Below are 22,418 nucleotides of genomic sequence, written 5' to 3'. Positions count from 1 at the left end.
TAACCAGTGGGCTTACTTCGTGTAAGATTATTCACATCATAATACTAGTTAACCGATAAATCAAGTAGGTTTTAAAAAAGATTATCTTGACAGCTCGGTGTCTACCGCTTAAGATACAACTAATAAAACAATGGAACTACATATCTACCAGTCAACTGGAGGCAAATGGACACGATAACGAGTGTACGTTTGCTTTTTTTATTGTCGTCCACCATTTTATCTTTTGGAGGTAAAACGTATGAAATTTGCTTTATTTAGCCTTATTCAAAACATCCCGAACCCGGTTACTGGAGAAGCATTGACTGCTCAAGAAAAGTTTCAGCATGTGTTAAATCAAGCAGTGCTGGCAGAAAAATTAGGTTTTGACACTTACGGAGTCGGCGAAAGACATGGAGCTCCTTTTTTGTCTTCTTCTCCTCCCGTTGTTTTAAGTGCAATTGCTGCTAAAACGTCTCGTATTCGTCTCCTTACTACCGTTACCGTTCTAAGTATTTTAGATCCTGTACGAGTAGCTGAAGATTATGCAACGCTTGATCATCTATCGGGTGGACGCCTTGAACTGATTATTGGAAAAGGCAATGACCCGCGTCATTATCCGCTTTTTGGCATTACGGAAGAAGAGCAATGGGAGTCTCTTGCTGAAAGATATGCTCTTTTGAAACAGCTTTGGACAGAAGAAAATGTCACGTGGAGCGGCCGTTATCGTCCGCCTTTAACAAACGTTACAACTCAGCCTCGCCCGTTTCAACCTTCTATTCCCGTTTGGCATGGAAGCGCGTCAAGTCCGCTGTCTACAGAACTTGCGGCTAAATACGGAGAACCGCTATTTTCATCCAATTCCTTTCACCCTCAGGCTAAATATAAAGCGCTGATTGAGCATTACCGCGAACGTTTCGCTTATTATGGTCATGACCCAAGCAAGGCCATCGTCGGTTCGGGGGCGAGCAGCCTATATATTTCTGATACAACGGAAGAAGCGATTCGCCGCTATCGCCCGTACTATAACGCCTTTAGCAATACAGAAGCAGCCAAACATAATCAATCACCGTTCACGTCACTCGAAGATATCGTTCAACATGGTCCTGCTTTAGTAGGAAGCCCGGAGCAAATCATTGAAAAAATAATAGACTATCATCGCGCTTATGGAAACGAAGTGCTGAGCATCAGCGTAGATGGTTTAAGCGAAGCAGAACAGCGCGAACAGCTAGAGCGCTTTGCAAGTGATATTACACCTGTTCTTCAAAAAGAAATTCCCAGCAGCGTATGGAAAAGTGAAAAAAGAGATTGAGACATAATTAAATCAATCCAATCTAAAGACGAACAAATTGGGTAAATGAGCTAGTATGGATCACTTTTTACACCGCTGTTGATTTCCGTGCAAGACTTCGCTTTCCGCGGGCGGCCGATGAGCCTCCTCGTCGCTTACGCTCCTGCGGGGTCTCACCTATTCCACTTTTCCCGCAGGAGTCTTCGCCTTGCCCTCCAATCAACAGCTAGAAGCAACTACATACATGAAACCTACGTTCACCATCACCATAAAAAAATCCGAACGAGGTTGATTCTCAATCAAGAATCTCCATTCATCGTTCGGATTTTCCTTCCCCTAAAATACTTTTGTCCCAGCCTCTTTTTAATTAAAAACGATTTGTATAGTTAGTTTACTAACTTTTTAAACTAAAAAAATACTACGTTTAAGACGCCTGCGTGTCTGTATCGTAAATATTGGCTGTTACCTCGCTTCTTTGACAAAGTAAAATGAGAAGCCAAACGCTTCCAATAAATGGAACTAAGTTAACTAAATACCACCAGCCGCTTCTTCCTGTATTCATTTCTTTTTATCGGCTTCTCCGTTTATTTTTCCACTAATATCCATACGTTAAATCCTTTGTTTTTTGACCAAATTCACTTTATAAAATGCCGGCTTTAACGTACATAAAAACAACACAACCGTACTTAAAAGCATCATCAGGCTTCCACCAATTACAGCTCCTTGAATCGAAAAAATGTGCGCAGCCATTCCACATAGAAATGTCATAATAATGATCAGCAGTGACTCAAGCAGTCCATATATACTTCCTACTCGACCCATCATATCAACGGGAATGCTGTTTTGATAAAAGGTTTGAAAACCAGCACTTGCAAAAGCTAACGCAAATGATAAGCTAAAAAATCCTGCGCTGATGGTTTCAAAAGAAGACGAACAAGCATACAGCAAATAGCCAAGCGACACTCCTACACTGCCGGTGCCTATTAGAAAGTTCGTCGACAGCTTCTTAGCGAATAGTGTATTAATAACTGCTCCAATCATAATGCCAGCGCCTGCTACGCTTACTAAAAATCCGTACTCGCTTTCAGACAACTTAATTACGTTTGTTGCAAACGAAACTTCAAGTGAATCAATTGCCGTGGCCATGACCATTAAGAAGCTGAATAACACATAAATCGTCATAATATATCCGTTCGTTTTACTAAAGCGAAACACCTCTTTCCAGTCTTCTTGAATGGTGTTTAAAGACAGTTTGTTTCCTTTACCTTCTGTTTTTATATCCAAATTTGGCATAAACAAAGTAACCACGCCTGACAACACCAGCGCTGCAGCATTAGCATAAATGGCAAACGCAGGCGTTCCAATCATAAATAGCGCACCTGCTGCGGCTGGCCCAAGAAGAAATCCCCCTGAGTCAATCAAACTGCGCAGTGAATTAAATCTCTTTCGTTTTTCATTTGGAATAAGCTTTGTGATATATACGATCGATGCCGGACGAAAGATCGAACTTGCCATACTGATGATAAACACCAGCGCATAAATGATAAAGATGGACGAGAAAAACGGAAGGCAAGCAATAATCCCGGCGCGCATCCAATCTAGAAACATCATAAGCTTGCGTTTGTTCATGCGGTCAATTAAGCTTCCAGACCATATATTTGTACATAGCGCAGCAAGCGGTTTTATGATGTATAGCCCTGAGACCGCAAGCGGTGAATTCGTCATATCAAGCATCAGTAAATTTAAAGCAATTAAATAAATCCAGTCACCGATATTGCTAGTGCCAATTCCAAACAGTAATAAAAACGGGTATTTCCAAGACAGCAGTTTATTTTTCATAAAAGAAAGGCCTCCGCTCCATTATTGATTGTAGTCAATAAAAAAATCCCACCCCCAAGACATGTGTCTTAGGGGCGAGATTATTAATCGCGGTGCCACCCTAGTTTGTTCATATGTCGCCATATAAACCTTATCGAGTACGGCTTTCGCTTATACTCTAGCTCTGTAACGGAAGCAACCGTCGCACTATCACGTTAGATCCAATGCGCTACTCAGAGGCTTGCTTCACTAGCGTTCTTCTTGCTCCTTTTCAGCTTCCGGAGCTCTCTGCTAAGAATACACGCTACCTACTTTTCTCTTCACGGCATTTTATTTCTAATACCTTACCATTATTATCTATTTATTGTAAATATTTTATTTTAAAATTATTTTTTGCTGCTGAGAAAATAATAGTCGGTATCCTAGATACACAAAATAAATGATGGAAGCCACCAGCACGATTCCCCACATATTGTACATATCTTTGTTTCCCCATACGCCTGTTAGTGAAAACAGTGCTGGAATCGTTAACGTCACCCACGACTGTATAATCGCGACTTTCCCCACATATGCAGATACATCTCTTTTGCTCGTATTCAGCACATAGAATAAAAACCATAAAAATGACCAAAGAATCCATGTAATGGCGTTAACTACGTCGTGATAATGAACAAGAGAAACCGTAACGTACACTAAAGCGATAATGGATACCCAAAGCGAGTAATAGCCAAGCCCTGTTCCCTGCATTCCTTTTAATACCGTCACGCCTACATATAAATACGTAAGGCCAAATAAAAAAATCGCCGTTCTTTCATACAAAATCCAGTTGCTTTGATCTGACGTAATAATTAAATAAAACGGGGCGATGACTTGAAAAGCTCCAACAAATAAGTTAAATACGCCTACATTTTTTTCATCTGCTTTTCCAAGCAGCATCAGCCCGTTTAAAAATAAAGCTGCACCTGACAGCAATAGTCCAATTTGATCCATTTTTCAGTAAGAAAAGCCCCCAGCTTTTCTTGTCCTCCTCTGTGTCTATGTTTTTCTTTAGGATGTGCGGAGTTCCTGTTTAGATGTAAAAAAGAAAAAGCAATTCCTTTTGAAAAGGAAACTGCTTTTCTTTCTGTTTCTATTACACTTATAAAATGAAGCTGACAACAATCGCTGACAGTACGCTTACAAGCGTAGCTCCGTACAGTAAACGAAGACCAAAGCGCGCTACTGTATTTCCTTGCTTTTCGCTTAGACCTTTAACAGCTCCTGACACGATTCCAATTGATGAGAAGTTAGCAAATGATACTAAGAATACAGATACAATTCCAAGTGTTTTAGCGCTGAATGTTGAGGCCATATCCGAAAGACTCATCATTGCCACAAATTCATTTGTTACAAGTTTTGTCGCCATAATTCCACCAGCTGCTACAACTTCTGAAGCAGGAACACCCATGATGAATGCAAACGGTGCAAACACATAGCCAAGCAGATGCTGAAATGACAGACCAAATAACATTTCAAATACGTTATCAATCGCTGCCATCAGCGCAACGAAACCGATTAGCATCGCACCGACGATAATCGCTACTTTAAATCCATCCATAATATATTCGCCAAGCATTTCGAAGAACGTTTGCTTATGCCCTGTTTGTACTTCTAAAATATCTTCTTGATCCTTTACTGTGTAAGGGTTAATAATAGAAGAAATAATAAATCCACCAAATAAGTTAATCACAATCGCTGTTACTACATATTTTGGTTCAATCATTGTCATATAAGCACCGACAATTGACATTGAAACAGTCGACATAGCTGATGCACAAAGCGTATATAAACGGTTTGGCGGCAGTTTGTCTAATTGCTTTTTAACGGTAATAAATACTTCTGACTGACCTACAATCGCAGAAGCTACTGCATTATAAGACTCTAATTTTCCCATTCCGTTAATCTTGCTGAGAACTAAACCAATCCATTTCATAATGAAAGGAAGAATTTTAAAGTGCTGCAAAATCCCAATCAAGACAGAGATAAAAACGATTGGAAGCAGTACGTTTAAGAAAAACGGCATTGATCCTTTATTCGCTATGCCTCCAAATACGAACTCTACTCCTTCATTTGCGTATGAAAGCAGCTTTCCAAAGACGCTGGCAATGGCATTAATAATAATCAAGCCAAACTTTGTATTTAGAAGTAAAGCTGATAAAAGAACTTGAATAACCACCATAATGACGATTGGTTTATATTTGATTTCTTTACGGTTATTACTTGCAAGATACGCTAATCCAAAGACAACGAGTAACCCTAAGATGCCAATTAAATATTTCATAGTATCCTCCACTGCTTACTTATTTTTGTAAGTCTTTTGATGAAAAATAGCCTGGTAAGATTTCATTGATATTTGTAATCACAAAATCTCCTTTTAGGTTTGCTAAGATAATTTGTGTGTTATCATCACAGAACTCAGCTAATACTTGTCTGCATGCACCGCAAGGAGAGATTGGTCCGTCCGTATCACCTACAACTGCGATAGCTGAAAACTGCTTGTCCCCTTCTGAAACAGCCTTAAAAATAGCCGTTCGCTCAGCGCAGTTCGTCAATCCATAGGAAGCGTTTTCAATATTGCATCCACGATAAACCTTTCCATCGGTTGTTAAAAGAGCTGCACCAACATGGAAATGAGAATACGGTACATGTGCTTGTTTGCTTGCTGCGATTGCTTCATCTATTAATTGTTTTGGCTCCACCGTCATCACCCTTTGCTTAGTTTACAGCAGGTTAGTTAGTACTAACCTGCTGTCCTTTATTAATAATCAGAGTTGCTTAATTGACCTTTTGCAATTGATACGCCAGAGCTTGCACCAATACGTGTTGCACCAGCTTCAATCATTGCTTTTGCATCTTCTAAGCCTCGAACTCCTCCAGAAGCTTTCACACCTACATCTGGTCCAACCGTTTTTCTCATAAGCGCTACGTCTTCTACCGTTGCGCCTCCTGTTGAGAAGCCCGTTGACGTTTTGACAAAATCAGCTCCAGCTTTTACAGCAAGCTCAGAAACTTTTGCTTTTTCTTCGTCTGTTAAAAGAGCTGTTTCAATAATTACTTTTACTAGCGCTTTGCCTTTTGCAGCATCTACCACTGCTTGAATATCGCTTTGCACTAGGTCATAGTTCTTATCTTTTAACGCGCCGATGTTGATAACCATATCTACTTCATCTGCACCGTTTTCAATTGCATTTGTTGTTTCAAATGCTTTCACTGCTGAAGTAGTAGCTCCAAGAGGGAAGCCAATTACCGTACACACTTTTACTTCTGGAGCATCGCTTAATAACTCAGCTGCTTTTTTTACCCACGTTGGATTTACACAAACGGAAGCGAATGAATATTCTTTTGCTTCTTGTGCTAAAACCGTAATTTGCTCTTCTGTTGCATCTGCTTTTAATAATGTATGATCAATAATTCCCGTAATGTTTTGACTCATTTTGTTCTTCCTCTCTATTTCTTAATGAATTTCTTTATAAATTAACGTTGGAGCTTCCACTTTTTCAGCGACAGTGCTGTAAGAATCATAGACGATATCCATAACTTCCTGTACATCTTCGCTGTTGCTGTGGATTGTAACAAGAGAGTCGCCTTTTTTCACTGAATCTCCAACTTTTTTATTTAGCATGATACCAACTGCTAAGTCAATTTCAGATTCTTTTGTTGCACGTCCTGCACCTAGCTTCATTGCTGCTACGCCGATTTTTTCTGCAACGATTTCTGAAATGTATCCATCTTCTTTTGCTGGCACTTCAATTTTGTGCGCTGCATCCGGTAATTTAGACGGATCGTCTGCAACAGAAGCGTCTCCGCCTTGTGCGCTTAAGAACGTTTTGAACGATTCTAATGCTTTTCCGTTTTTAATTACTTCTTGAAGCATTGCACGCGCTTCATCTAAGCTGTTTGCTTTTTCAGCAAGTACAACCATGTGACTTCCTAATGTTAAGCAAAGCTCTGTTAAATCTTCAGGGCCTTCGCCTTTTAACGTGTCGATAGCTTCTTTCACTTCAAGCGCATTACCAACCGCAAAACCTAGAGGCTGGCTCATATCTGAAATGATTGCTTTTGTGTTTCGGCCTACGCCTTTTCCGATTTCAACCATTGCTTTTGCTAATTCTTCAGCGTCTTCAAGCTTCTTCATAAATGCGCCGTTCCCAGTTTTTACATCCAAGCAAATTGCGTCTGCTCCAGCCGCAATTTTTTTACTCATAATTGAGCTTGCAATTAACGGAATCGAATCAACCGTTGCTGTTACATCACGAAGCGCATAAAGTTTTTTATCCGCTGGCGTTAAGTCTCCGCTTTGACCAATAACCGCAATTTTATTTGTGTTTACTAAGCGAATGAATTCTTCATTTGTAATTTCAACGTGGAATCCAGGCACTGCTTCAAGTTTATCAATCGTACCGCCAGTGTGTCCTAAGCCGCGGCCAGACATTTTGGCAACCGGTACATCAACCGCAGCTACTAAAGGTCCTAGTACAAGTGTTGTTGTATCACCTACGCCGCCTGTGCTGTGTTTATCCACTTTAATACCTTCAATTTTTGATAAGTCGATTTGATCGCCTGATTCAACCATTGCTTGCGTTAAATTTACGCGTTCTTCTTGCGTCATCCCTTGAAAGTAAATCGCCATCGCAAATGCTGATAGCTGATAATCAGGTAAATCCCCTTTTGTATAACCTTCAATAATAAAATCAATTTCAGCTTTATTTAATTCATGTCCATTACGTTTTTTTTCAATTAAGTCAACCATTCTCATGACGTTTTCCCCCTAAAAGTATCTGCATATTGTGCATCCACTAAAACGTTTTCAACAACTTACACCCTTACTATATAATAGCTTTGAACAATTGTAAACAGATATATTTACATTTGTTCAAAAATATTTATAGCCTCTGTTTTAGTGAATAAAAAAAGACTTCCGCACTCGGAAGTCTTCCCTTATTTTTCAGCTTTTATCACAAATGACAAAACGATTCGGTACTTATTCTTTACCTTTTTATAAGGAATTAATACATGTGGCTGATTAGAGGGTGTAAATCGTTCAATTCCTTTTTGATTAGCATCAGGAGAAAAATACATTCTTCCCCACCGTTTAATGATATAGCCCGTGGTTCCCTTGGCAATCACTCGGTCTTTTGAAACGTCCGCTTGAAAAGGCTACCGGTTTCGCTGTGCCTGCAGAGATGATGCAGAATAAGATATAATATCTTCTATTACTTCAATCCGGTAAAGCTTTTGCTCTTGAAAAAACACCGCCTTCATCTCCCTTACTCTTGCTTATCTAACAAAAATCGCGCTGTAAACTGATCAGTAACCAGCACATTTGCAAATTTACCTTGCAGCGCTCCGTAAATGCTGTCAATTTTCTGATCCCCACCGGCTACTAAAATGGCGTACTCTTTCTTCTTCAGTTCTTCTAAATCAAGTCCAAGCGTCCGTTCATCCAGGCTTTCATTGCAAATTTGTCCATCTTTATCAAAAAAACGTGAACAAATGTCTCCCACTGCTCGCGAGGAAATCATCTCTACATCTTGTTCAGAAAAGTAGCCAAGCTGAAAAAGCAGCGAATCCGTTTTAATGGGTCCCGTAGTAAATACGGCAATATTGGCTTGTTTGCCTAAATCTAAAATGCGCTTAATATGACGATCCGTTTCCATTGCTTTTTTGACAACTACATGATCGACAATCACAGGCAACGGAAGGTGCATAGGAGGCGTATTGTATGCCTTTCCAAATAAGTACATAATTTCAGAAGCATACGTGCTCGTTTCTGAATGACTTACTCCTCCTTTTAACTGCACAACCTGCACGTCATTCACATACTTTTGTTTTAAATCGATGGCCACTTGATAAAGAGTTGTTCCCCACGTCACGCCAATAATATCTCCATCTTTTACGATATCATAGAGATAGTCAGCTGCTGCCACGCCTAGATGACTTTTAATAATGTGATTTTCATATTGAGGCACCGGTGTTACGATTGCTTTTTTTAAATTGAATTTTTGTTCAAGTTGAGAAGACAATTTTTCACTATTGATAGATGAATCCACAATTTTAATTTGAACAATGCCTTCTTCTTTTGCTGTCTGCAGCAATCGAGAAACCGTAGGCCTTGATACACCAAGCTTTTTTGCAATTTCACTTTGATTATAATCAAGAATATAATACATCCTTGCCGCTTCAATCACTTTATTAAATTTCTCTTGATCCATCTCCATCGACTTGTTCTCCCTTACCTCATGAATTTCTTATCCCAATTTTTCCAACCTTATGTCTTTAGTTTACTTGTTTGGTGAACAAAATTTCAAGAGGGGATTTTGTAACTGAGATGAAAAGAGAAATACTCACGGTTAAGGAGACCAGTTTTCTACGTATCCATTCATTCCAGCATATTCATAAAGAGCTTTTAACTTACGCTCCGAATAATAGTTAAAATCATTGTGAACTGCTGTTAATTTAAGATTATCATTACGAACAAACATCTTCTCAAGGTATACACTCTTAGCTAGTTTATTGCTCTTTTTTGTGTTGCAGCTTTGACAGCTTAACACCAAATTCCACATATTATCTGATTGGATATAACTCCATGGAATAAAATGATCTACATGAGTAGCGATGCGTTTATCAGAAAGACGTTTTCCACAATAAAAACATTCTTTTGTTTCGAATTTCCAAAGTATGTTATAGAATGCATGCAGTGATTCGCGTTTTGAAATATTTTCTACTTTTAACAAGACATCTTCTAACTTATCCTTGTCATTATGCTTTTCTAAAAATTTAGCTAAATGATAATTGGTTAAATGAGTAACAATTTGTCTATATTTTTGTAAAAAAATATACATACTGCTATTAAACTTTATGTACCCGGTTCTTTTATCAAACTCATAAATAGAACCTTCCATATCTCCGTATAACGCCCCTACTACATACTTTGCCCCCACTTTTTTAGTTCTTTCTACTAATTGCAATTGAAGATTACTTGGTAAACGATCAAATACTACTTCATTGGGGACACAATGCATTAACTGAAATTCCTTTAATTCCTTTTGAATTCCAGCTTGTCTATTGGGTGTATTTAATTGATTTAAATCATGATGAATAACCAAATTCCAATATATTTTAGCAAACGAAAAATAAATTTGATCAAACGTGAGGACTAACTGATTGTCAACGTTATATAGGTTTTCAATTAAAGCCTTCAGTAAACCATATTTATACGTTGTGGTAAAGTGACCATTAGCAAAAAATTGATTAATGATCTTCCAAATTTCTTGTTCTGTTAAATAAGCTTTTTTTATTTCTCCTACTTTTAAATTAAAACTCACCTGCCAACGCTCGCTCCCTTCACTATTTGCACCACCAAACTACGCTTCTTCTGTTTCCACTAAATAAACCCGGTCATCAAACTTCCCTCGCTTCTTCGCTTTCTCCTCACGCACTTTCTCCAGCTGTTCGGGTGTTGCTCCGTGCACAGCTGCTAGCGCGTGCATGACTTCCAATAAATCCGCGAGCTCTTCAATAGACTCTTGATGCGTTTGGGCTTCTATGTATTCTTGAAGCTCTTCTTTTGCTTTTTTCATCAGCTCATTTTGATATTCTTCCCGCTGCAGCACGCGTGATTTGAAGGTTTTTCCGCTTTGTTCAATAATTGTGGGAATTTTATCTCGCACTAGCTTGTTATAAGTAGGCATCGTTTTTCCTCCATCTCTTATCTTTCTAGTAAACTAGTATTTTTCAAATTCTGCTTGAGTTCCGTTAAACACATTTAAATCAATAAACGTTTCTTTACCTTTATAGCCGCTCAATCGCCCTTTGTCCGTATACTGCCAAAACGTCCAGTTCTTCTGTTCTTCAAGAATTGGCTTTTTCACAACGTCGCGAATCCAAATATCACACTCGGGATATCTGTTTTTAATATACAAGTCATACGCTTTAGGCGTCGTATAAAGAATGACGCGCTTGTCATAATGAGATTCAAGATGTTTAATCATACTAGAAAGCTCCTTGTATACATGTTTCTGAGACGGAAGGTTTTGTTTTTTATCTCCGTAAAATTCTACATCGATCACTGGAGGCAAATCGTTATTTTTAAAAGAGACCGTTTTGATAAAATTAGCCGCTTGTGTTTCACCTTTACTATCGTAACTAAAAAAGTGATAAGCTCCGATCCGCATGTTTTTCCGATTTGCTTGTTCCCAGTTTTGTTTAAATAAAGGGTCTTGAAATGAACTTCCTTCCGTTGCTTTGATAAAAGCAAACTGAATATCTTGTTTACTCAGCACATTCCAATCAATCTCCCCTTGATAAGAAGATACGTCTACGCCTTTTATATCATAGCGGTTGGCACTTATGGCATTGGGAATTACCCATCCTTTACTCCATAGGAAAAATATAAAGCTTACAAGCGCAAATAATACAACCGCTGCTGTAAACTGTCTTTTTTTCATTTCATATACTTTCTTTATTGTGTTTACCCCCTTTTTTAGAAAATACTTCTAATATTCTAACATAAAAAGGATTTTCCAAAACAAGAGATCCTACAAGTATTTAGTAATAAATACAAAAAACCACCTAAAAATCAGGCGGCTTTTCTTTTATGCTGCGTCTTCGGATGGTTTGTTATCTTTGGCTGCTTCTATAAGTAAGAAAATAGCCGTTAAAATGTGCATGATCATACCGACAAAAGGAATCCACGCAATAGCTGAACAGACAATTCCCATGATATGCCCTGTTCGAACTTTGTTTGTTTTAATCGCAAATACTAAACCTACGATATGCAATGCGAGCATTAGAATAAGCGGCGTGTAGGCTAGGCTTATAACCAAGGTGCCACCTAGGAGCGGAATCCCCCAAAGAGCCTCTAATCCTCCGCTGACCCATTTCAATATACGACTGGCTTTTCCCATTGTATCCTCCCCCTTTGTCTTCAATGTATGCACAGTGGTTTTGTTTCTGAACGTTTGTATATGAAAAAAGTGGCAGAAATTCACGCACTAAAAATAAAACAATAGTCCCACATAAAAACAAGTTTTTATGTGGGACTAGTTTAATAGTGGAAAGTTAATAAGAGGGAAAGGCACCGTTTTAAATGTGATAACTACAAATAATTATTATCTATGGAGGAGCTCTTCTTAAGGATAACTAATTAGACATAAACAAAAAAGCCGACCTCAAAACTTAAACTCGGCTTTTTCTTATATGATAAATAGAATTATTGTAAAATGTTTTTTGTGTTAGTGTTCTCGACTCTTCTCAAATTTTTCAACAGCCTCAAAATCAAGCTCGGCTGATATCCAATCACCTTTTTCCGGGAATTCTAGATTTCGAACGACTATTTTATTCGGCACCTTTTTTTCCAAAATTTTCGCCTGGCAGTTTTTGTACATAACTACTTCTCGTTCTTTAATATCTGTCCACAACAAGTGCAGGACTCCTTTCAATTTTAAGAAGTTAATATTTCGAAACACTGTTTTACATTTTATTATATTTCTTTTAATTTGTTAATTCTTTTATCTTATTTTTCATAAAAAATGCTCAACACACTTTTTTCTAATATAATATACCCAAAATATTTTTTCATCTTTAAATATTTATGTTATATTTTTAAAATTGTATTACAAGTTTTTCGATTTCTGTGGAAAGAAATCAGAACGGCTTATTTGCAAAAAACTTCGCTGTTGTTGTAGCAAGTTTTTTTATTTTTGCCTTTCCGCCTCTCCTCTTTTCTCTTTTTTACATATTTATAATAGACATATCAATCTGTACTAATACGTAGCAAGACTTAAAAGTTCAGAAACATCTTAACATACTAAAAGTCATGGAGTTATCCCATTAAAAATTCAATTGAATTTACAAACACTCCACCGAAACAGCCAGAACCCTCTATCCATATGAAAGACTACTTTTACCGCATTTATATTTTACAAGGATATACGAGCTACCTTTCACTATTTAAGAAGCCACAAGTTACTCGCTGGGAAGCAATACATACTGCTAGAAGCGGCCAGAAACAAAATAAATTTTACTCTTGATATCTTGCTATAAAGTAAATAATAACAACACAATTTGAGGTGCCAACAATGAACGTACTAACAAACACTATAATTATCTTATTAGCTTATTTAATTGGATCAATTCCTTTTGCTTTAGTGATTGGAAAGGGCTTTTACAAAACCGATGTTCGTAAGCACGGAAGCGGCAACTTAGGAGCCACTAATACCTTTCGTACTTTAGGAAAGAAAGCAGGTATTATAGTATTGATCGGTGATATAGCAAAAGGCTCGCTAGCTGTCTGTTTACCGCTTATTATGAATAGCCACTTACATATGCTTGTCCCTGGATTTATTGCTATTCTTGGACATAGCTATCCGGTTTTTGCAAAGTTTAAAGGAGGAAAATCTGTAGCAACTGCCGCTGGTGTATTCCTTGCATTTTCACCATTAGCTTTCATTCTAGGGATTCTTGCTTTTTTAATTTCTTTAAAAATTTCCAAATACGTATCCCTATCTTCACCTATTGGCGCATTGGTTGCCTTTTTAACATCAATCTATGTAGGCGATGTAGCATTAATGGTATTTGCAGCCATTATTTTTGTTTTCATTACATGGAAGCATATAAAAAACTTCAAACGCATTAAGTTAGGTACAGAACCTAAGGTTATTTTTTAAAAGTAATAAAGTTATTTACTATTAATCTTTAAATATTTTTAACAAAAAGGTGTCCATAGTTTGAACACCTTTTTTAATTATTTTAGTACTTCTCGTCCCAAGTTAGACGTAAATTATGAAATTTCTTTTGAAAAATGCTCTTGGTTATAGAGTAAATAATATATTCCGCTACTTCTTGTATCTCATTTTGTAATTTGATATTTACTATTTAATAACTTAACATAATGACCTTTTTAATAACTTTGAATAAATAAATGAAACCTTTTCTCTCTGCCAACCGTATACCTACCATGCACGTATTAGTTAAAGGAGGAAGACTTGTGCTAAAACGAATTTCACTGTTTATTTTCGTTAATATTTTAGTATTAATTACAATCACAACGATTACATCTTTATTAGGTGTTCAAGGCTATATAGGAAGCAGCGGTTACGGCGGCTTGCTGGCATTTAGCGTAATTGCCGGCTTCAGCGGGGCGATTATTTCTCTCATGATGTCACGAGTGATGGCAAAATGGATGATGGGTGTTCAAGTTATTGATGAACGTTCTCCTCAAGGTGAATACGAACGATTTGTTTTAGAAGAAACGCACCGACTTGCATCTGTTGCAGGGCTAAGAAAAATGCCTCAGGTCGGAATTTATCACTCGGCGGAAGTTAACGCTTTTGCAACGGGGCCAAGTAAAAGACGTTCACTTGTTGCGGTTTCAAGCGGAATGCTTGAACGCATGGACCGCGATGCGATCAGCGGCGTTATCGCCCACGAAATAGCGCATATTAAAAGCGGTGATATGGTAACAACTACGCTGCTGCAAGGAGTATTAAATACATTCGTTATTTTCTTCTCTCGTTTAGTAGCCAAAGTGGTGTCAAACTTTGTTCGAGAAGAGTTTGCGATGGTTGTCTATTTCCTTACATCCATTGTATTTGAGATTCTCTTTAGTATTTTAAGCAGCCCGATTATCTTCTGGCATTCAAGAAGACGTGAATTCAAGGCCGATGAGCTTGCAGCTAAACTCGGAGGAAAAGAAAAGATGATTTATGCGTTAGAATCGCTTCGTCATACTACTTCATTAGTAGATGACCGTCAAAAATCAATTGCTGCTTTTAAAATTAGCGGTAAAGAAAAGTTTTCACGCTTATTCTCTACTCACCCGCCGCTTGAAAAACGCATTGAGCGCTTGCATTCACTATAAGCAGACAAAACCAGCTTCTTTATAGAAGCTGGTTTTGTTATGTTATGACTGAGAAACAAGCACACGTGTAGCTTCCCACAGTAAGACGCCGTCTTCATTTTTTGTTAATTCAACGTAGCCTTCTTTTTCTAAATACGTAAGCTGACCGTACACTTCTGAGAAAATAAAGTCCGGTGCTTTTTTATACATATCCGGGAAAAAAGCAGCGCTTACTTCAAGCGTTGTTTTCTTCCCTTCACCCATCGCTTGTAACACGCGCAGCGCCCATTTATGCTGCTTTTGAATACGATCCATAATTAAAGAATGAATGTCGCTAAGCGGTTCACCATGTCCGCTGTAAATCAGATCAATGTCGCAGTTTAACGTTTTTTCAAGAGACGCTAAGTAGTCCAATAGCGGTGTTGGCTTAGGATTTTGAATCGTCGGCTCTAAATATGGATTTGACGGTACTTTTGGCAAAATATGATCTCCGCCAAACGCAACTTTTTCTTTCCGATTGTAAAACATCAGCTGACTCAAGGAATGTCCCGGCGTTTCAATCACTTCCCAATCACTCGCATACGGAAGTGTATCTCCTTCTTTTAAATACCCCGCTAGCTTCTGCCCTTTAGGTGAATGTACTTGAATGGCAGCCGTTGCTTTACGAAGCCATTCGTCCATTTCATCATGACTGACTCCAAACTCTCTAAGAAAATTACGATATAGCTCGCTATGCTGCTGAACAAACTCTTCATCTTGGTAAATCCAAGGCTCCACAAGCTTATGGCCGTAAACCGGTATATCACCCGGCAGCCATTCTAAAAATCCAGTGTGATCCGGATGCTGATGAGTAAGAATAACTTGTCCAATGTCTTTTACTTCATATCCTTCTTTACGTAATGCCTCTTCAAAAACGTTCCACGCTTCTTTTGTTTTCATACCTGCATCGATTAACGTTAACTTTTCTGCTTTTAATAAAAACACATTAACTGGTCCAATTGGAAATGGTGTAGGCAGCTCAATTCGTATCACTTTATTATCTAAACTCATTTTACCAAACCCCTATATCTGCATTCTTTTATATATAGTGCATTTACTACTAACCTCTACCTCTTAAGAGCTCTGAGCAACAATAATTGGATGGCTCTCAATACTTTTACAAAAGTTTCACATGAATTCATACTATTAATAGTTTAGCAGGTTTGAAGACAAATTGATAAAGGAATGCTTTCCAGTACGACTTATTTGAAGCGTACTACGGGTTCATCAAACTAAAAAAGTAAGATAGAATAAAGAGACGAAATGATAACATAAGGAGTATATTTTATGATTAAAGCAATTTTTCTTTTTATCCTGGCGGGTCTTGCTGAAATTGGCGGAGGCTATCTTATTTGGCAGTGGCTGCGCGAAGGAGCTTCAAGCTTGTTAGGGCTGCTAGGCGGTATTGCTTTGGTGTTATACGGTATCATAGCCACGTGGCAGTCATTCCCGGACTTTGGGCGTGTATATGCAGCGTACGGCGGTATTTTTATTGTTTTAAGCTTGTTTTGGGCGTGGTGGGTTGATAAAAAAATGCCCGATACATACGATTGGATTGGCGGACTTGTGTGTCTAATTGGCGTAGCGGTTATGCTTTGGCCGAGAAGTTAAGTGATAAGGCAGAAAGCGGCAGAACACATAGATTCTGCCGCCTTTTATTTTTTTATATAGATACAGTTATGTTGTCTTTTCCATTACTTCAGTTCAGCCCATCTTTTATCTAATGATTTTAATAGTTCATCTTCAGATGTTTGGCCGCCGATGTATTCTTGTACATCCGCTCCGAATTTTTGCGTTACGCCTTCAGGGAATTTTGTCCATTCCCAAGGGAGCGTTTTTTGATCTTTTGAATATTTAAGAAGTTCTTCGCCTAAAGGTCCAATGTCTTTTGCTTCAATTGATTTAAAGGCTGGAATGTACTTGAAGTCTTCTACTAGCGCTTTTTGACCTTCTTTAGATGTGACCATCCAATTTAAGAAGTCTTTTGCTGCTTTTTTATCTGCCGCCGGTGCTTGTTTGTGAATAACCCAGTTGCTTGGAACATCGATTGCAAGCTTGTCAGATACAGCTGCATCGTCGCTTAACGGCATAGGTAGAATACCTACATCCATGTTCGGCGTAATTTTATCAAGCATTGGCTGAATCCAGTTTCCTTGCTGAATCATCGCTGCTTCACCATTCGCAAACTTCGTTACTTGCGTGTTGTAATCCGTCGTTAATGAATTTTTGTTTCCGTATTTCACCGTTAAATCAAGCAGCTTTACATATTGCTTGAACTGCTCGTTTCCTGCGATTTTAGTGCTGCCGTCATTTAATCCATTGATGAAAGCATCCGGATCTTTTTGACTGGCAAATGGAATATTTAAGCCGTGATTTCCAAGTACCCACCACTCGCCGTAGCCGATAGAAAATGGCGTAATCCCGGCAGCTTTTAGTTTTTTAGCCGCTGCTTCTAATTCTGAATACGTTTTTGGAAGTTCTTTAATTCCTGCTTTTTTGAACAGCTTTTTGTTATATGTAAATCCGTAGCCTTCAAGACTGATCGGCTGTCCATATACTTTACCGTCCATCGTCATGGGCGTAAGTGTGTTATCGTATGCATCTTTTACCCAAGGCTGGTCTGATAAATCTTCTAATTTATTTTTCCATGTTTTTGCCTCTTGATATCCGCCGTTTGTGAAAAGGTCAGGCGCATTACCTGAAGCAAACTGCGCTTTTAAAGCAGCTGCGCCATCAGCTCCTCCACCCACCGTTTGGATATTAAATTTTACGTTTGGATGTTCTTTTGTATACTGGTCAGTTAGAGCTTTTAACTGATCTGCAATTTCTACTTTTCCTTGAAATACATCTACTACCACTTGATCTCCGCCGCTTTTTTTATTCCCCGATGCGCTTTCGTTTGAACATGCGGTTGAAAATAAAAGCGTAGCCGATAAAATCCCTGCCGCTAAAGGCCATTTTTTCATTTTAAATGCCATTTTCCGTTCCTCCCTATTTGCTGCTGGTTTTGATACCTAAGCCTCAAAACCAGCCCTGTTGCCGTTTCTATTATTTAATTGAACCGCTTGTAATTCCTTTAACAATGTGTTTTTGCATTGCAAAGAAGAAGATTAATAGCGGGATAATACTGATAACGAGTGCTGCTAGTGCTAAATCCCACTGCTTTGTATACTGACCAAAGAAGAAGAATGTCGCAAGCGGAATCGTTCTTAGTTCAGGATCTTGCAGAACAAGAGACGGAAGTAAGAAGTCATTCCAAATCCATAGGCTGTTTAAGATGACAACGGTTACTGTAATTGGCTTTAATAATGGGAATACAATTCTCCAGAACACGCCTAGACGTGAGCATCCGTCGATGATTGCCGCTTCTTCTAGCTCGACTGGAATTCCTTTAATAAATCCGTGGTATAAGAAAATCGTCATACCAGAACCGAAGCCTAAGTACATGATCACAATACCCCAAATGCTGTTTAACAAGTTTAAGTTTCCTGCTACTTTTACAAGTGGAATCATGATGGATTGAAACGGAATAACCATTGCCGCTACGAACGCCATAAAGATAATGCTGCTGATTTTTTTCTTTGTTCGAACCAGCATGTAAGCTGCCATTGAACAGAAGATTACTAGAACTGCGTTACTGATGACTGTAATGATTAGCGAGTTGCTAAGCACCTTTAAGTAATTCATTTGGTTAAATGCATTGACAAAGTTTTGAAACTGAATCGTTGTCGGAAGAGCCGATGTGTTTGATAAAATTTCAGCAAATGACTTCAACGAGTTTGACAGCACGTAATAAAATGGAACCAAGAACACCAATCCAAGCAGGACCGCTAAAATTTCAACAATAAAGGTTTTGCTCGTATATTTGTTTCCCATCACGATTCAACCTCCTTCTTCTTGGTGTATGTTACTTGAATAATCGTAATCGCTGCTACAACGATGAAGAAAATTAAGGCTTTTGCTTCACCTAGACCGTATCTGTTATTAACAAATGCTTCTGTATAAATATTAAGCGCTAACATTTCTGTTGATTTAAATGGACCACCGTTTGTTAATGATAAGTTGACATCGAATACTTTGAATGACCATGAAATCGTTAAGAATAAACAAACCGTTATTGCCGGTGCTACCATTGGAATTGTAATGTGACGAAGAATTTGCCATCTGCTTGCTCCGTCAATTTTTGCTGCTTCAATAAGCTCTTGCGGTACGTTTTGCAGTGCTGCTGTGTAAATAAGCATGATATAACCTGCGCCTTGCCATACACTTACAATCACAATGCCCCAAAATGCTGTTTTTGCATCTCCCAACCAAGGAAGTTCAAAAAGCGAAATTCCCGTGATTTGTCCGATAGATGCAAATCCTTTTACGAAAATGAACTGCCATACAAATCCTAGTAAAAGTCCGCCAATTAAATTGGGCATAAAGAAAACCGTACGTAAAATGTTTCGTGTTTTTAACATTTGAGTAACAAGGATCGCTAACACGAATCCGACCACATTGGTTAAGATAATCGCAACGACCGTGTATTTCGTTGTAATCCAAAATGATTGCTGAAACTGCTTATCTTCGGTGAACAAGTACTTAAAGTTATCAAGCCCCACCCAGTTAATCGTACCGTTTACTCCGTTCCAGTCTGTAAATGAATAATAAATCCCTGTAAAAAATGGTATAAGTACAATCACACAAAACGCTAATAGTGCGGGCCCTACAAATAGAGCAAATAAACCTACATTTTTTAAATTTTTACGTTTTTTCGTATTAATTGATGGTTCTCTTTTAAGTTCTTGCTCTAAAGGAACATATTCTGTCTCCTGTAATTTACTTTGGCTATTCATCTTACTAGCACCTCCCTATGTCTTATTTTAGCGAAATCCGTTATTTATGAAACCGCTTTAATTGACAAGTAGGGTGTAAAATATTGACCTTTGTGCAACATTTTCTCCCCTGTGCACATTTTACATACTTTTTTAAAGCATAAAAGAAAAAGCTAGAAGTGGACGACGTATCTTCTTATCTTATACACTAGAAAAAAGATGTAGTTGGGAGGAACATACTCATGACAGCAAAACGAGCGTTAATTACGGGTGCCAATTCGGGAATGGGGCTGGCCACAACGATTAAACTAGCCAAAAAAGGATTCGAGGTTATTATGGTGTGCCGAAATGAAGAAAGAGGAAATGCCGCGTTAGAAGAAGCGAAACGCCAAAGCGAATCGGACTCCATATCTCTTATGACCTGTGACTTAGCTTCTCTCGATAGTATCCGAGCTTTCACTGAAGACTTTACGTCTCGCTACAGCGTGCTTGATGTGCTGATTAATAACGCGGGCGTCGTGACAATCAAGCGTGAAACAACACAAGACGGATTTGAAATGATGCTTGGTGTTAATCATTTGGGTCACTTTTTGTTAACTAATTTACTTTTCGATCCGTTGAAAAAATCTCAGCAAGGACGCATTATAAATGTTGGCTCCGGTGCTCATAAAGCTGGAAAAATAGACTTCAACAACCCTCACTTAACAACAGGATTCGGAATATGGCGAGGATACTCTCAGTCTAAATTAGCGAATAACTTATTTACGGTCCATTTAAGTAAAAAGCTAAAAGATACTTCTGTAACAGTAAATTGCCTTCACCCGGGAGCAGTCTCTACCGCTATCGGCGTTAACCGTCAAACGGGTTTTGGAAAAAGCGTTCACGCTGTGCTTCGCCCTTTCTTTTTAACGCCTTTTGAAGGTGCCGAAACAGCGATTTATTTAGCAAACAGCCCTGAAGTGACGCATATTAGCGGTGCTTATTTTTATAAAAAACGCGTGACGCCCCCTTCTTCAAGAGCAAAAAATGAACAGCTGGCAGAAGAATTCTGGAACTGGAGCACACGCGAAGTTGGCTTATAAAGTAGAATGCGCAGGAAAGAAGCGAATAATGGAACACTTTTTCCCTAATAAAAAAGGTCAGCTTTTCAGCTGACCTTTTCTTAGTGGAAAAACGTTAGTCCTATAGCAAAAATAAAGCCTGATACAATTAACGTCGTCACGCAGTAACCCATTATATCTCGTGCTCCGAGTCCTGCGATGGCTAGTGCAGGCAATGCCCAAAACGGCTGTGCCATATTCATCCACGCTTCTCCGTAGGCAATTGCCATCGCAGCGATTCCCGGATCTACACCGAGCTGTTCAGCTGCCGGCATAATAAAAGGTCCTTGTACAACCCAGTGTCCTCCTCCTGATGGAACAAAAAAGTTCACAACGCCGGAACTTAAAAACGCCAGAAATGGAAATGTCGTTTCATTTGAAATCGAGATAAATGCGTTCGTTAGCTTCCCACCTAAGCCTGATAGCTCCATCATGCCTTGAATACCTGCGTAAAATGGAAACTGAATCACAATTCCCGCGGTTCCTTTCGCAGCATTAGAAACTGCATTCATATAGGATAAAGGTGTACGGTGAAGCAAAATACCCGTCGTAAAAAACAATAAATTCACTGTGTTAATATCCATTTTAAAACCGTTTGTAGCAAAATAATAAATTAAATATGAATACCCAAGAAGCGCAATCGTCAAGCTCAAAAACCTGCTGTTTTCCATGCGCACAGCAAATGTTGGCTTAGAAGAAGTCGTCTCAACAACTGTCGCCGGAGCCATTTCATCTTCTGCCAAAAGCCTTGGATCAATTTCTACCACTTCTTTTCCCGTCGGCATCATCAGTCTTGTCATAATAGGAAGGACAATTAATAATCCAAGGGTAATAAATAAATTGTAGCCTGTAAAAATCGTGTCTGATAGCGGAATAAGTCCAGCCGTTTTTTCCATTGGATTTCCAGGTGTAGCAGCTACAAGAGGAATCGAACCTGACAAACCTCCGTGCCATGTTAAAAACCCTATGTAAGCACAGGCAATTAAAAAACGGTAATCAGACCCAGGAACGCGTTTAGCTACTTCTTTCGCAAACAGCGCACCTACAATCAATCCAAACCCCCAGTTGATCATACAGGCCATGGCTGCGCCGAGCGTAACAAGAATAACACCTTGTGCCGGAGTTTTGGCTAGCAGTGCTATGTTTACAAGCCACTTCTTTACAAGCGGCGAGCTAGCAAGCGCATGCCCCGTGACAAGCACTAAGCTCATTTGCATCGCAAATGCTAGGAGGTTCCAAAAGCCGCTTCCCCAAAACTGAACCATCTCAATCGGCCCGTGAGGAGTAAAAACAATACCTGATACAAATAAAATCAGCGTCAGGATTAAAGCAAACACAAACGGATCAGGTAAAAAACGCTGCACAAGCGTCGTAAAGAAATTAGATAACGCTTTCATTTTACTCCTCCTTTACAGGAATAATCCTGTGAATAAATGTCGATAAGCATCTTTAATTATACATAATTTGTTGAAAATTGTTAATATTTAGTTCAATAAAAA

At 38.7% G+C, this 22,418-nt stretch carries 25 protein-coding genes and 1 other annotated feature; of the genes, 5 read left to right on the top strand and 20 right to left on the bottom strand.

The window, feature by feature from the left end; translation table 11 throughout:
- Positions 1 to 238 precede the first annotated feature (238 nt).
- Positions 239 to 1,288, top strand: a complete 1,050-nt coding sequence (locus M3225_RS10245) for an LLM class flavin-dependent oxidoreductase (RefSeq protein WP_251393144.1) — start codon at positions 239 to 241, stop codon at positions 1,286 to 1,288.
- Between the two features lie 67 nt (positions 1,289 to 1,355).
- Here M3225_RS10245 and M3225_RS29520 read toward each other — a convergent pair whose 3' ends face one another.
- From M3225_RS29520 to M3225_RS10175, 15 genes are all read right to left on the bottom strand, one after another.
- Positions 1,356 to 1,490: a hypothetical protein gene (locus tag M3225_RS29520; protein ID WP_285885380.1), complete on the bottom strand. Its 135-nt coding sequence runs from the start codon at positions 1,488 to 1,490 to the stop codon at positions 1,356 to 1,358.
- Positions 1,491 to 1,691: 201 nt separating this feature from the next.
- Complete coding sequence (locus M3225_RS10240; protein ID WP_251393143.1) at positions 1,692 to 1,829, bottom strand: DUF805 domain-containing protein; 138 nt, start codon at positions 1,827 to 1,829, stop codon at positions 1,692 to 1,694.
- A gap of 47 nt (positions 1,830 to 1,876) precedes the next feature.
- Positions 1,877 to 3,106 (bottom strand): MFS transporter, encoded by a 1,230-nt coding sequence (locus tag M3225_RS10235; protein ID WP_251393142.1) that lies wholly within the window; start codon positions 3,104 to 3,106, stop codon positions 1,877 to 1,879.
- Positions 3,107 to 3,173: 67 nt separating this feature from the next.
- Positions 3,174 to 3,418, bottom strand: a binding site (T-box leader).
- A 42-nt stretch (positions 3,419 to 3,460) separates the two neighbouring features.
- Positions 3,461 to 4,075 carry an AmiS/UreI family transporter gene (locus M3225_RS10230; RefSeq protein WP_251393141.1) on the bottom strand — a complete coding sequence of 205 codons (615 nt, stop codon included), beginning with the start codon at positions 4,073 to 4,075 and terminating at the stop codon, positions 3,461 to 3,463.
- A 148-nt stretch (positions 4,076 to 4,223) separates the two neighbouring features.
- Positions 4,224 to 5,405 (bottom strand): NupC/NupG family nucleoside CNT transporter, encoded by a 1,182-nt coding sequence (locus M3225_RS10225; RefSeq protein WP_221777741.1) that lies wholly within the window; start codon positions 5,403 to 5,405, stop codon positions 4,224 to 4,226.
- Between the two features lie 19 nt (positions 5,406 to 5,424).
- Positions 5,425 to 5,823, bottom strand: a complete 399-nt coding sequence (locus tag M3225_RS10220; protein WP_251393140.1) for a cytidine deaminase — start codon at positions 5,821 to 5,823, stop codon at positions 5,425 to 5,427.
- A gap of 59 nt (positions 5,824 to 5,882) precedes the next feature.
- Positions 5,883 to 6,557 (bottom strand): deoxyribose-phosphate aldolase, encoded by a 675-nt coding sequence (gene deoC / locus M3225_RS10215; protein ID WP_251393139.1) that lies wholly within the window; start codon positions 6,555 to 6,557, stop codon positions 5,883 to 5,885.
- A 21-nt stretch (positions 6,558 to 6,578) separates the two neighbouring features.
- Positions 6,579 to 7,880, bottom strand: a complete 1,302-nt coding sequence (locus M3225_RS10210) for a pyrimidine-nucleoside phosphorylase (protein ID WP_057235789.1) — start codon at positions 7,878 to 7,880, stop codon at positions 6,579 to 6,581.
- Between the two features lie 182 nt (positions 7,881 to 8,062).
- The gene (locus tag M3225_RS10205) at positions 8,063 to 8,203 is read right to left on the bottom strand and encodes a hypothetical protein (RefSeq protein WP_251393138.1); all 141 of its coding nucleotides are present in this window, start codon (positions 8,201 to 8,203) and stop codon (positions 8,063 to 8,065) included.
- A 188-nt stretch (positions 8,204 to 8,391) separates the two neighbouring features.
- Complete coding sequence (locus tag M3225_RS10200; RefSeq protein ID WP_026106623.1) at positions 8,392 to 9,336, bottom strand: sugar-binding transcriptional regulator; 945 nt, start codon at positions 9,334 to 9,336, stop codon at positions 8,392 to 8,394.
- A gap of 138 nt (positions 9,337 to 9,474) precedes the next feature.
- Entirely contained in the window at positions 9,475 to 10,449 is a 975-nt protein-coding gene (locus tag M3225_RS10195; RefSeq protein WP_251393137.1) for an HNH endonuclease, read from the bottom strand.
- Between the two features lie 39 nt (positions 10,450 to 10,488).
- Positions 10,489 to 10,815 (bottom strand): nucleoside triphosphate pyrophosphohydrolase, encoded by a 327-nt coding sequence (locus tag M3225_RS10190; protein ID WP_251393130.1) that lies wholly within the window; start codon positions 10,813 to 10,815, stop codon positions 10,489 to 10,491.
- Between the two features lie 33 nt (positions 10,816 to 10,848).
- Positions 10,849 to 11,571 (bottom strand): glycoside hydrolase family 25 protein, encoded by a 723-nt coding sequence (locus M3225_RS10185; protein WP_251393129.1) that lies wholly within the window; start codon positions 11,569 to 11,571, stop codon positions 10,849 to 10,851.
- A gap of 147 nt (positions 11,572 to 11,718) precedes the next feature.
- Positions 11,719 to 12,030 (bottom strand): hypothetical protein, encoded by a 312-nt coding sequence (locus M3225_RS10180; protein WP_251393128.1) that lies wholly within the window; start codon positions 12,028 to 12,030, stop codon positions 11,719 to 11,721.
- A gap of 327 nt (positions 12,031 to 12,357) precedes the next feature.
- A complete protein-coding gene (locus M3225_RS10175; RefSeq protein WP_225049418.1) occupies positions 12,358 to 12,546 on the bottom strand; it encodes a hypothetical protein in 189 nt (62 codons plus the stop codon).
- A 657-nt stretch (positions 12,547 to 13,203) separates the two neighbouring features.
- Here M3225_RS10175 and plsY point away from each other — a divergent pair.
- Both plsY and htpX read left to right on the top strand, forming a co-directional pair.
- Positions 13,204 to 13,791: a glycerol-3-phosphate 1-O-acyltransferase PlsY gene (gene plsY / locus M3225_RS10170; RefSeq protein ID WP_251393126.1), complete on the top strand. Its 588-nt coding sequence runs from the start codon at positions 13,204 to 13,206 to the stop codon at positions 13,789 to 13,791.
- 320 nt (positions 13,792 to 14,111) lie between these two features.
- Positions 14,112 to 14,984, top strand: coding sequence for a protease HtpX (gene htpX / locus M3225_RS10165; RefSeq protein WP_251393120.1), 873 nt, complete (start codon positions 14,112 to 14,114; stop codon positions 14,982 to 14,984).
- Between the two features lie 42 nt (positions 14,985 to 15,026).
- On the opposite strand, the gene M3225_RS10160 is transcribed toward htpX, so the two are convergent.
- Entirely contained in the window at positions 15,027 to 16,013 is a 987-nt protein-coding gene (locus tag M3225_RS10160) for an MBL fold metallo-hydrolase (protein ID WP_251393117.1), read from the bottom strand.
- A gap of 276 nt (positions 16,014 to 16,289) precedes the next feature.
- Between M3225_RS10160 and M3225_RS10155 the strand changes: the two genes are divergently transcribed.
- Positions 16,290 to 16,613 carry a YnfA family protein gene (locus M3225_RS10155; protein ID WP_251393115.1) on the top strand — a complete coding sequence of 108 codons (324 nt, stop codon included), beginning with the start codon at positions 16,290 to 16,292 and terminating at the stop codon, positions 16,611 to 16,613.
- A gap of 83 nt (positions 16,614 to 16,696) precedes the next feature.
- On the opposite strand, the gene M3225_RS10150 is transcribed toward M3225_RS10155, so the two are convergent.
- From M3225_RS10150 to M3225_RS10140, 3 genes are all read right to left on the bottom strand, one after another.
- A complete protein-coding gene (locus tag M3225_RS10150) occupies positions 16,697 to 17,980 on the bottom strand; it encodes an ABC transporter substrate-binding protein (protein WP_251393114.1) in 1,284 nt (427 codons plus the stop codon).
- Between the two features lie 70 nt (positions 17,981 to 18,050).
- Positions 18,051 to 18,878: a carbohydrate ABC transporter permease gene (locus M3225_RS10145; RefSeq protein ID WP_013057493.1), complete on the bottom strand. Its 828-nt coding sequence runs from the start codon at positions 18,876 to 18,878 to the stop codon at positions 18,051 to 18,053.
- Positions 18,878 to 19,840: a carbohydrate ABC transporter permease gene (locus tag M3225_RS10140; RefSeq protein ID WP_251393112.1), complete on the bottom strand. Its 963-nt coding sequence runs from the start codon at positions 19,838 to 19,840 to the stop codon at positions 18,878 to 18,880. Before M3225_RS10140 ends, M3225_RS10145 begins: the two co-directional genes overlap by 1 nt.
- Before the next feature lie 221 nt (positions 19,841 to 20,061).
- Between M3225_RS10140 and M3225_RS10135 the strand changes: the two genes are divergently transcribed.
- Entirely contained in the window at positions 20,062 to 20,901 is an 840-nt protein-coding gene (locus tag M3225_RS10135) for an SDR family oxidoreductase (protein ID WP_251393110.1), read from the top strand.
- Between the two features lie 80 nt (positions 20,902 to 20,981).
- Here the strand turns inward: M3225_RS10135 and M3225_RS10130 are convergent, their stop codons facing one another.
- The gene (locus M3225_RS10130; RefSeq protein WP_251393109.1) at positions 20,982 to 22,316 is read right to left on the bottom strand and encodes a TIGR00366 family protein; all 1,335 of its coding nucleotides are present in this window, start codon (positions 22,314 to 22,316) and stop codon (positions 20,982 to 20,984) included.
- Positions 22,317 to 22,418 lie beyond the last annotated feature (102 nt).

Origin of the sequence: Priestia aryabhattai, assembly GCF_023715685.1 — a bacterium.
GTDB lineage: Bacteria > Bacillota > Bacilli > Bacillales > Bacillaceae_H > Priestia > Priestia aryabhattai_B.
The sequence above is the reverse complement of the archived record's forward strand: the minus strand, read 5'-3'. Positions and strand labels throughout refer to the sequence as shown.

Coding starts and splice junctions, on each gene's coding strand:
- M3225_RS10245 (WP_251393144.1), top strand. CDS start 239: ATGAAATTTGCTTTATTTAGCCTTATTCAAAACATCCCGAACCCGGTT.
- M3225_RS10240 (WP_251393143.1), bottom strand. CDS start 1,829: ATGAATACAGGAAGAAGCGGCTGGTGGTATTTAGTTAACTTAGTTCCA.
- M3225_RS10235 (WP_251393142.1), bottom strand. CDS start 3,106: ATGAAAAATAAACTGCTGTCTTGGAAATACCCGTTTTTATTACTGTTT.
- M3225_RS10230 (WP_251393141.1), bottom strand. CDS start 4,075: ATGGATCAAATTGGACTATTGCTGTCAGGTGCAGCTTTATTTTTAAAC.
- M3225_RS10225 (WP_221777741.1), bottom strand. CDS start 5,405: ATGAAATATTTAATTGGCATCTTAGGGTTACTCGTTGTCTTTGGATTA.
- deoC (WP_251393139.1), bottom strand. CDS start 6,557: ATGAGTCAAAACATTACGGGAATTATTGATCATACATTATTAAAAGCA.
- M3225_RS10210 (WP_057235789.1), bottom strand. CDS start 7,880: ATGAGAATGGTTGACTTAATTGAAAAAAAACGTAATGGACATGAATTA.
- M3225_RS10205 (WP_251393138.1), bottom strand. CDS start 8,203: ATGTATTTTTCTCCTGATGCTAATCAAAAAGGAATTGAACGATTTACA.
- M3225_RS10200 (WP_026106623.1), bottom strand. CDS start 9,336: ATGGATCAAGAGAAATTTAATAAAGTGATTGAAGCGGCAAGGATGTAT.
- M3225_RS10190 (WP_251393130.1), bottom strand. CDS start 10,815: ATGCCTACTTATAACAAGCTAGTGCGAGATAAAATTCCCACAATTATT.
- M3225_RS10185 (WP_251393129.1), bottom strand. CDS start 11,571: ATGAAAAAAAGACAGTTTACAGCAGCGGTTGTATTATTTGCGCTTGTA.
- M3225_RS10180 (WP_251393128.1), bottom strand. CDS start 12,030: ATGGGAAAAGCCAGTCGTATATTGAAATGGGTCAGCGGAGGATTAGAG.
- plsY (WP_251393126.1), top strand. CDS start 13,204: ATGAACGTACTAACAAACACTATAATTATCTTATTAGCTTATTTAATT.
- M3225_RS10160 (WP_251393117.1), bottom strand. CDS start 16,013: ATGAGTTTAGATAATAAAGTGATACGAATTGAGCTGCCTACACCATTT.
- M3225_RS10155 (WP_251393115.1), top strand. CDS start 16,290: ATGATTAAAGCAATTTTTCTTTTTATCCTGGCGGGTCTTGCTGAAATT.
- M3225_RS10150 (WP_251393114.1), bottom strand. CDS start 17,980: ATGGCATTTAAAATGAAAAAATGGCCTTTAGCGGCAGGGATTTTATCG.
- M3225_RS10145 (WP_013057493.1), bottom strand. CDS start 18,878: ATGGGAAACAAATATACGAGCAAAACCTTTATTGTTGAAATTTTAGCG.
- M3225_RS10140 (WP_251393112.1), bottom strand. CDS start 19,840: ATGAATAGCCAAAGTAAATTACAGGAGACAGAATATGTTCCTTTAGAG.
- M3225_RS10135 (WP_251393110.1), top strand. CDS start 20,062: ATGACAGCAAAACGAGCGTTAATTACGGGTGCCAATTCGGGAATGGGG.
- M3225_RS10130 (WP_251393109.1), bottom strand. CDS start 22,316: ATGAAAGCGTTATCTAATTTCTTTACGACGCTTGTGCAGCGTTTTTTA.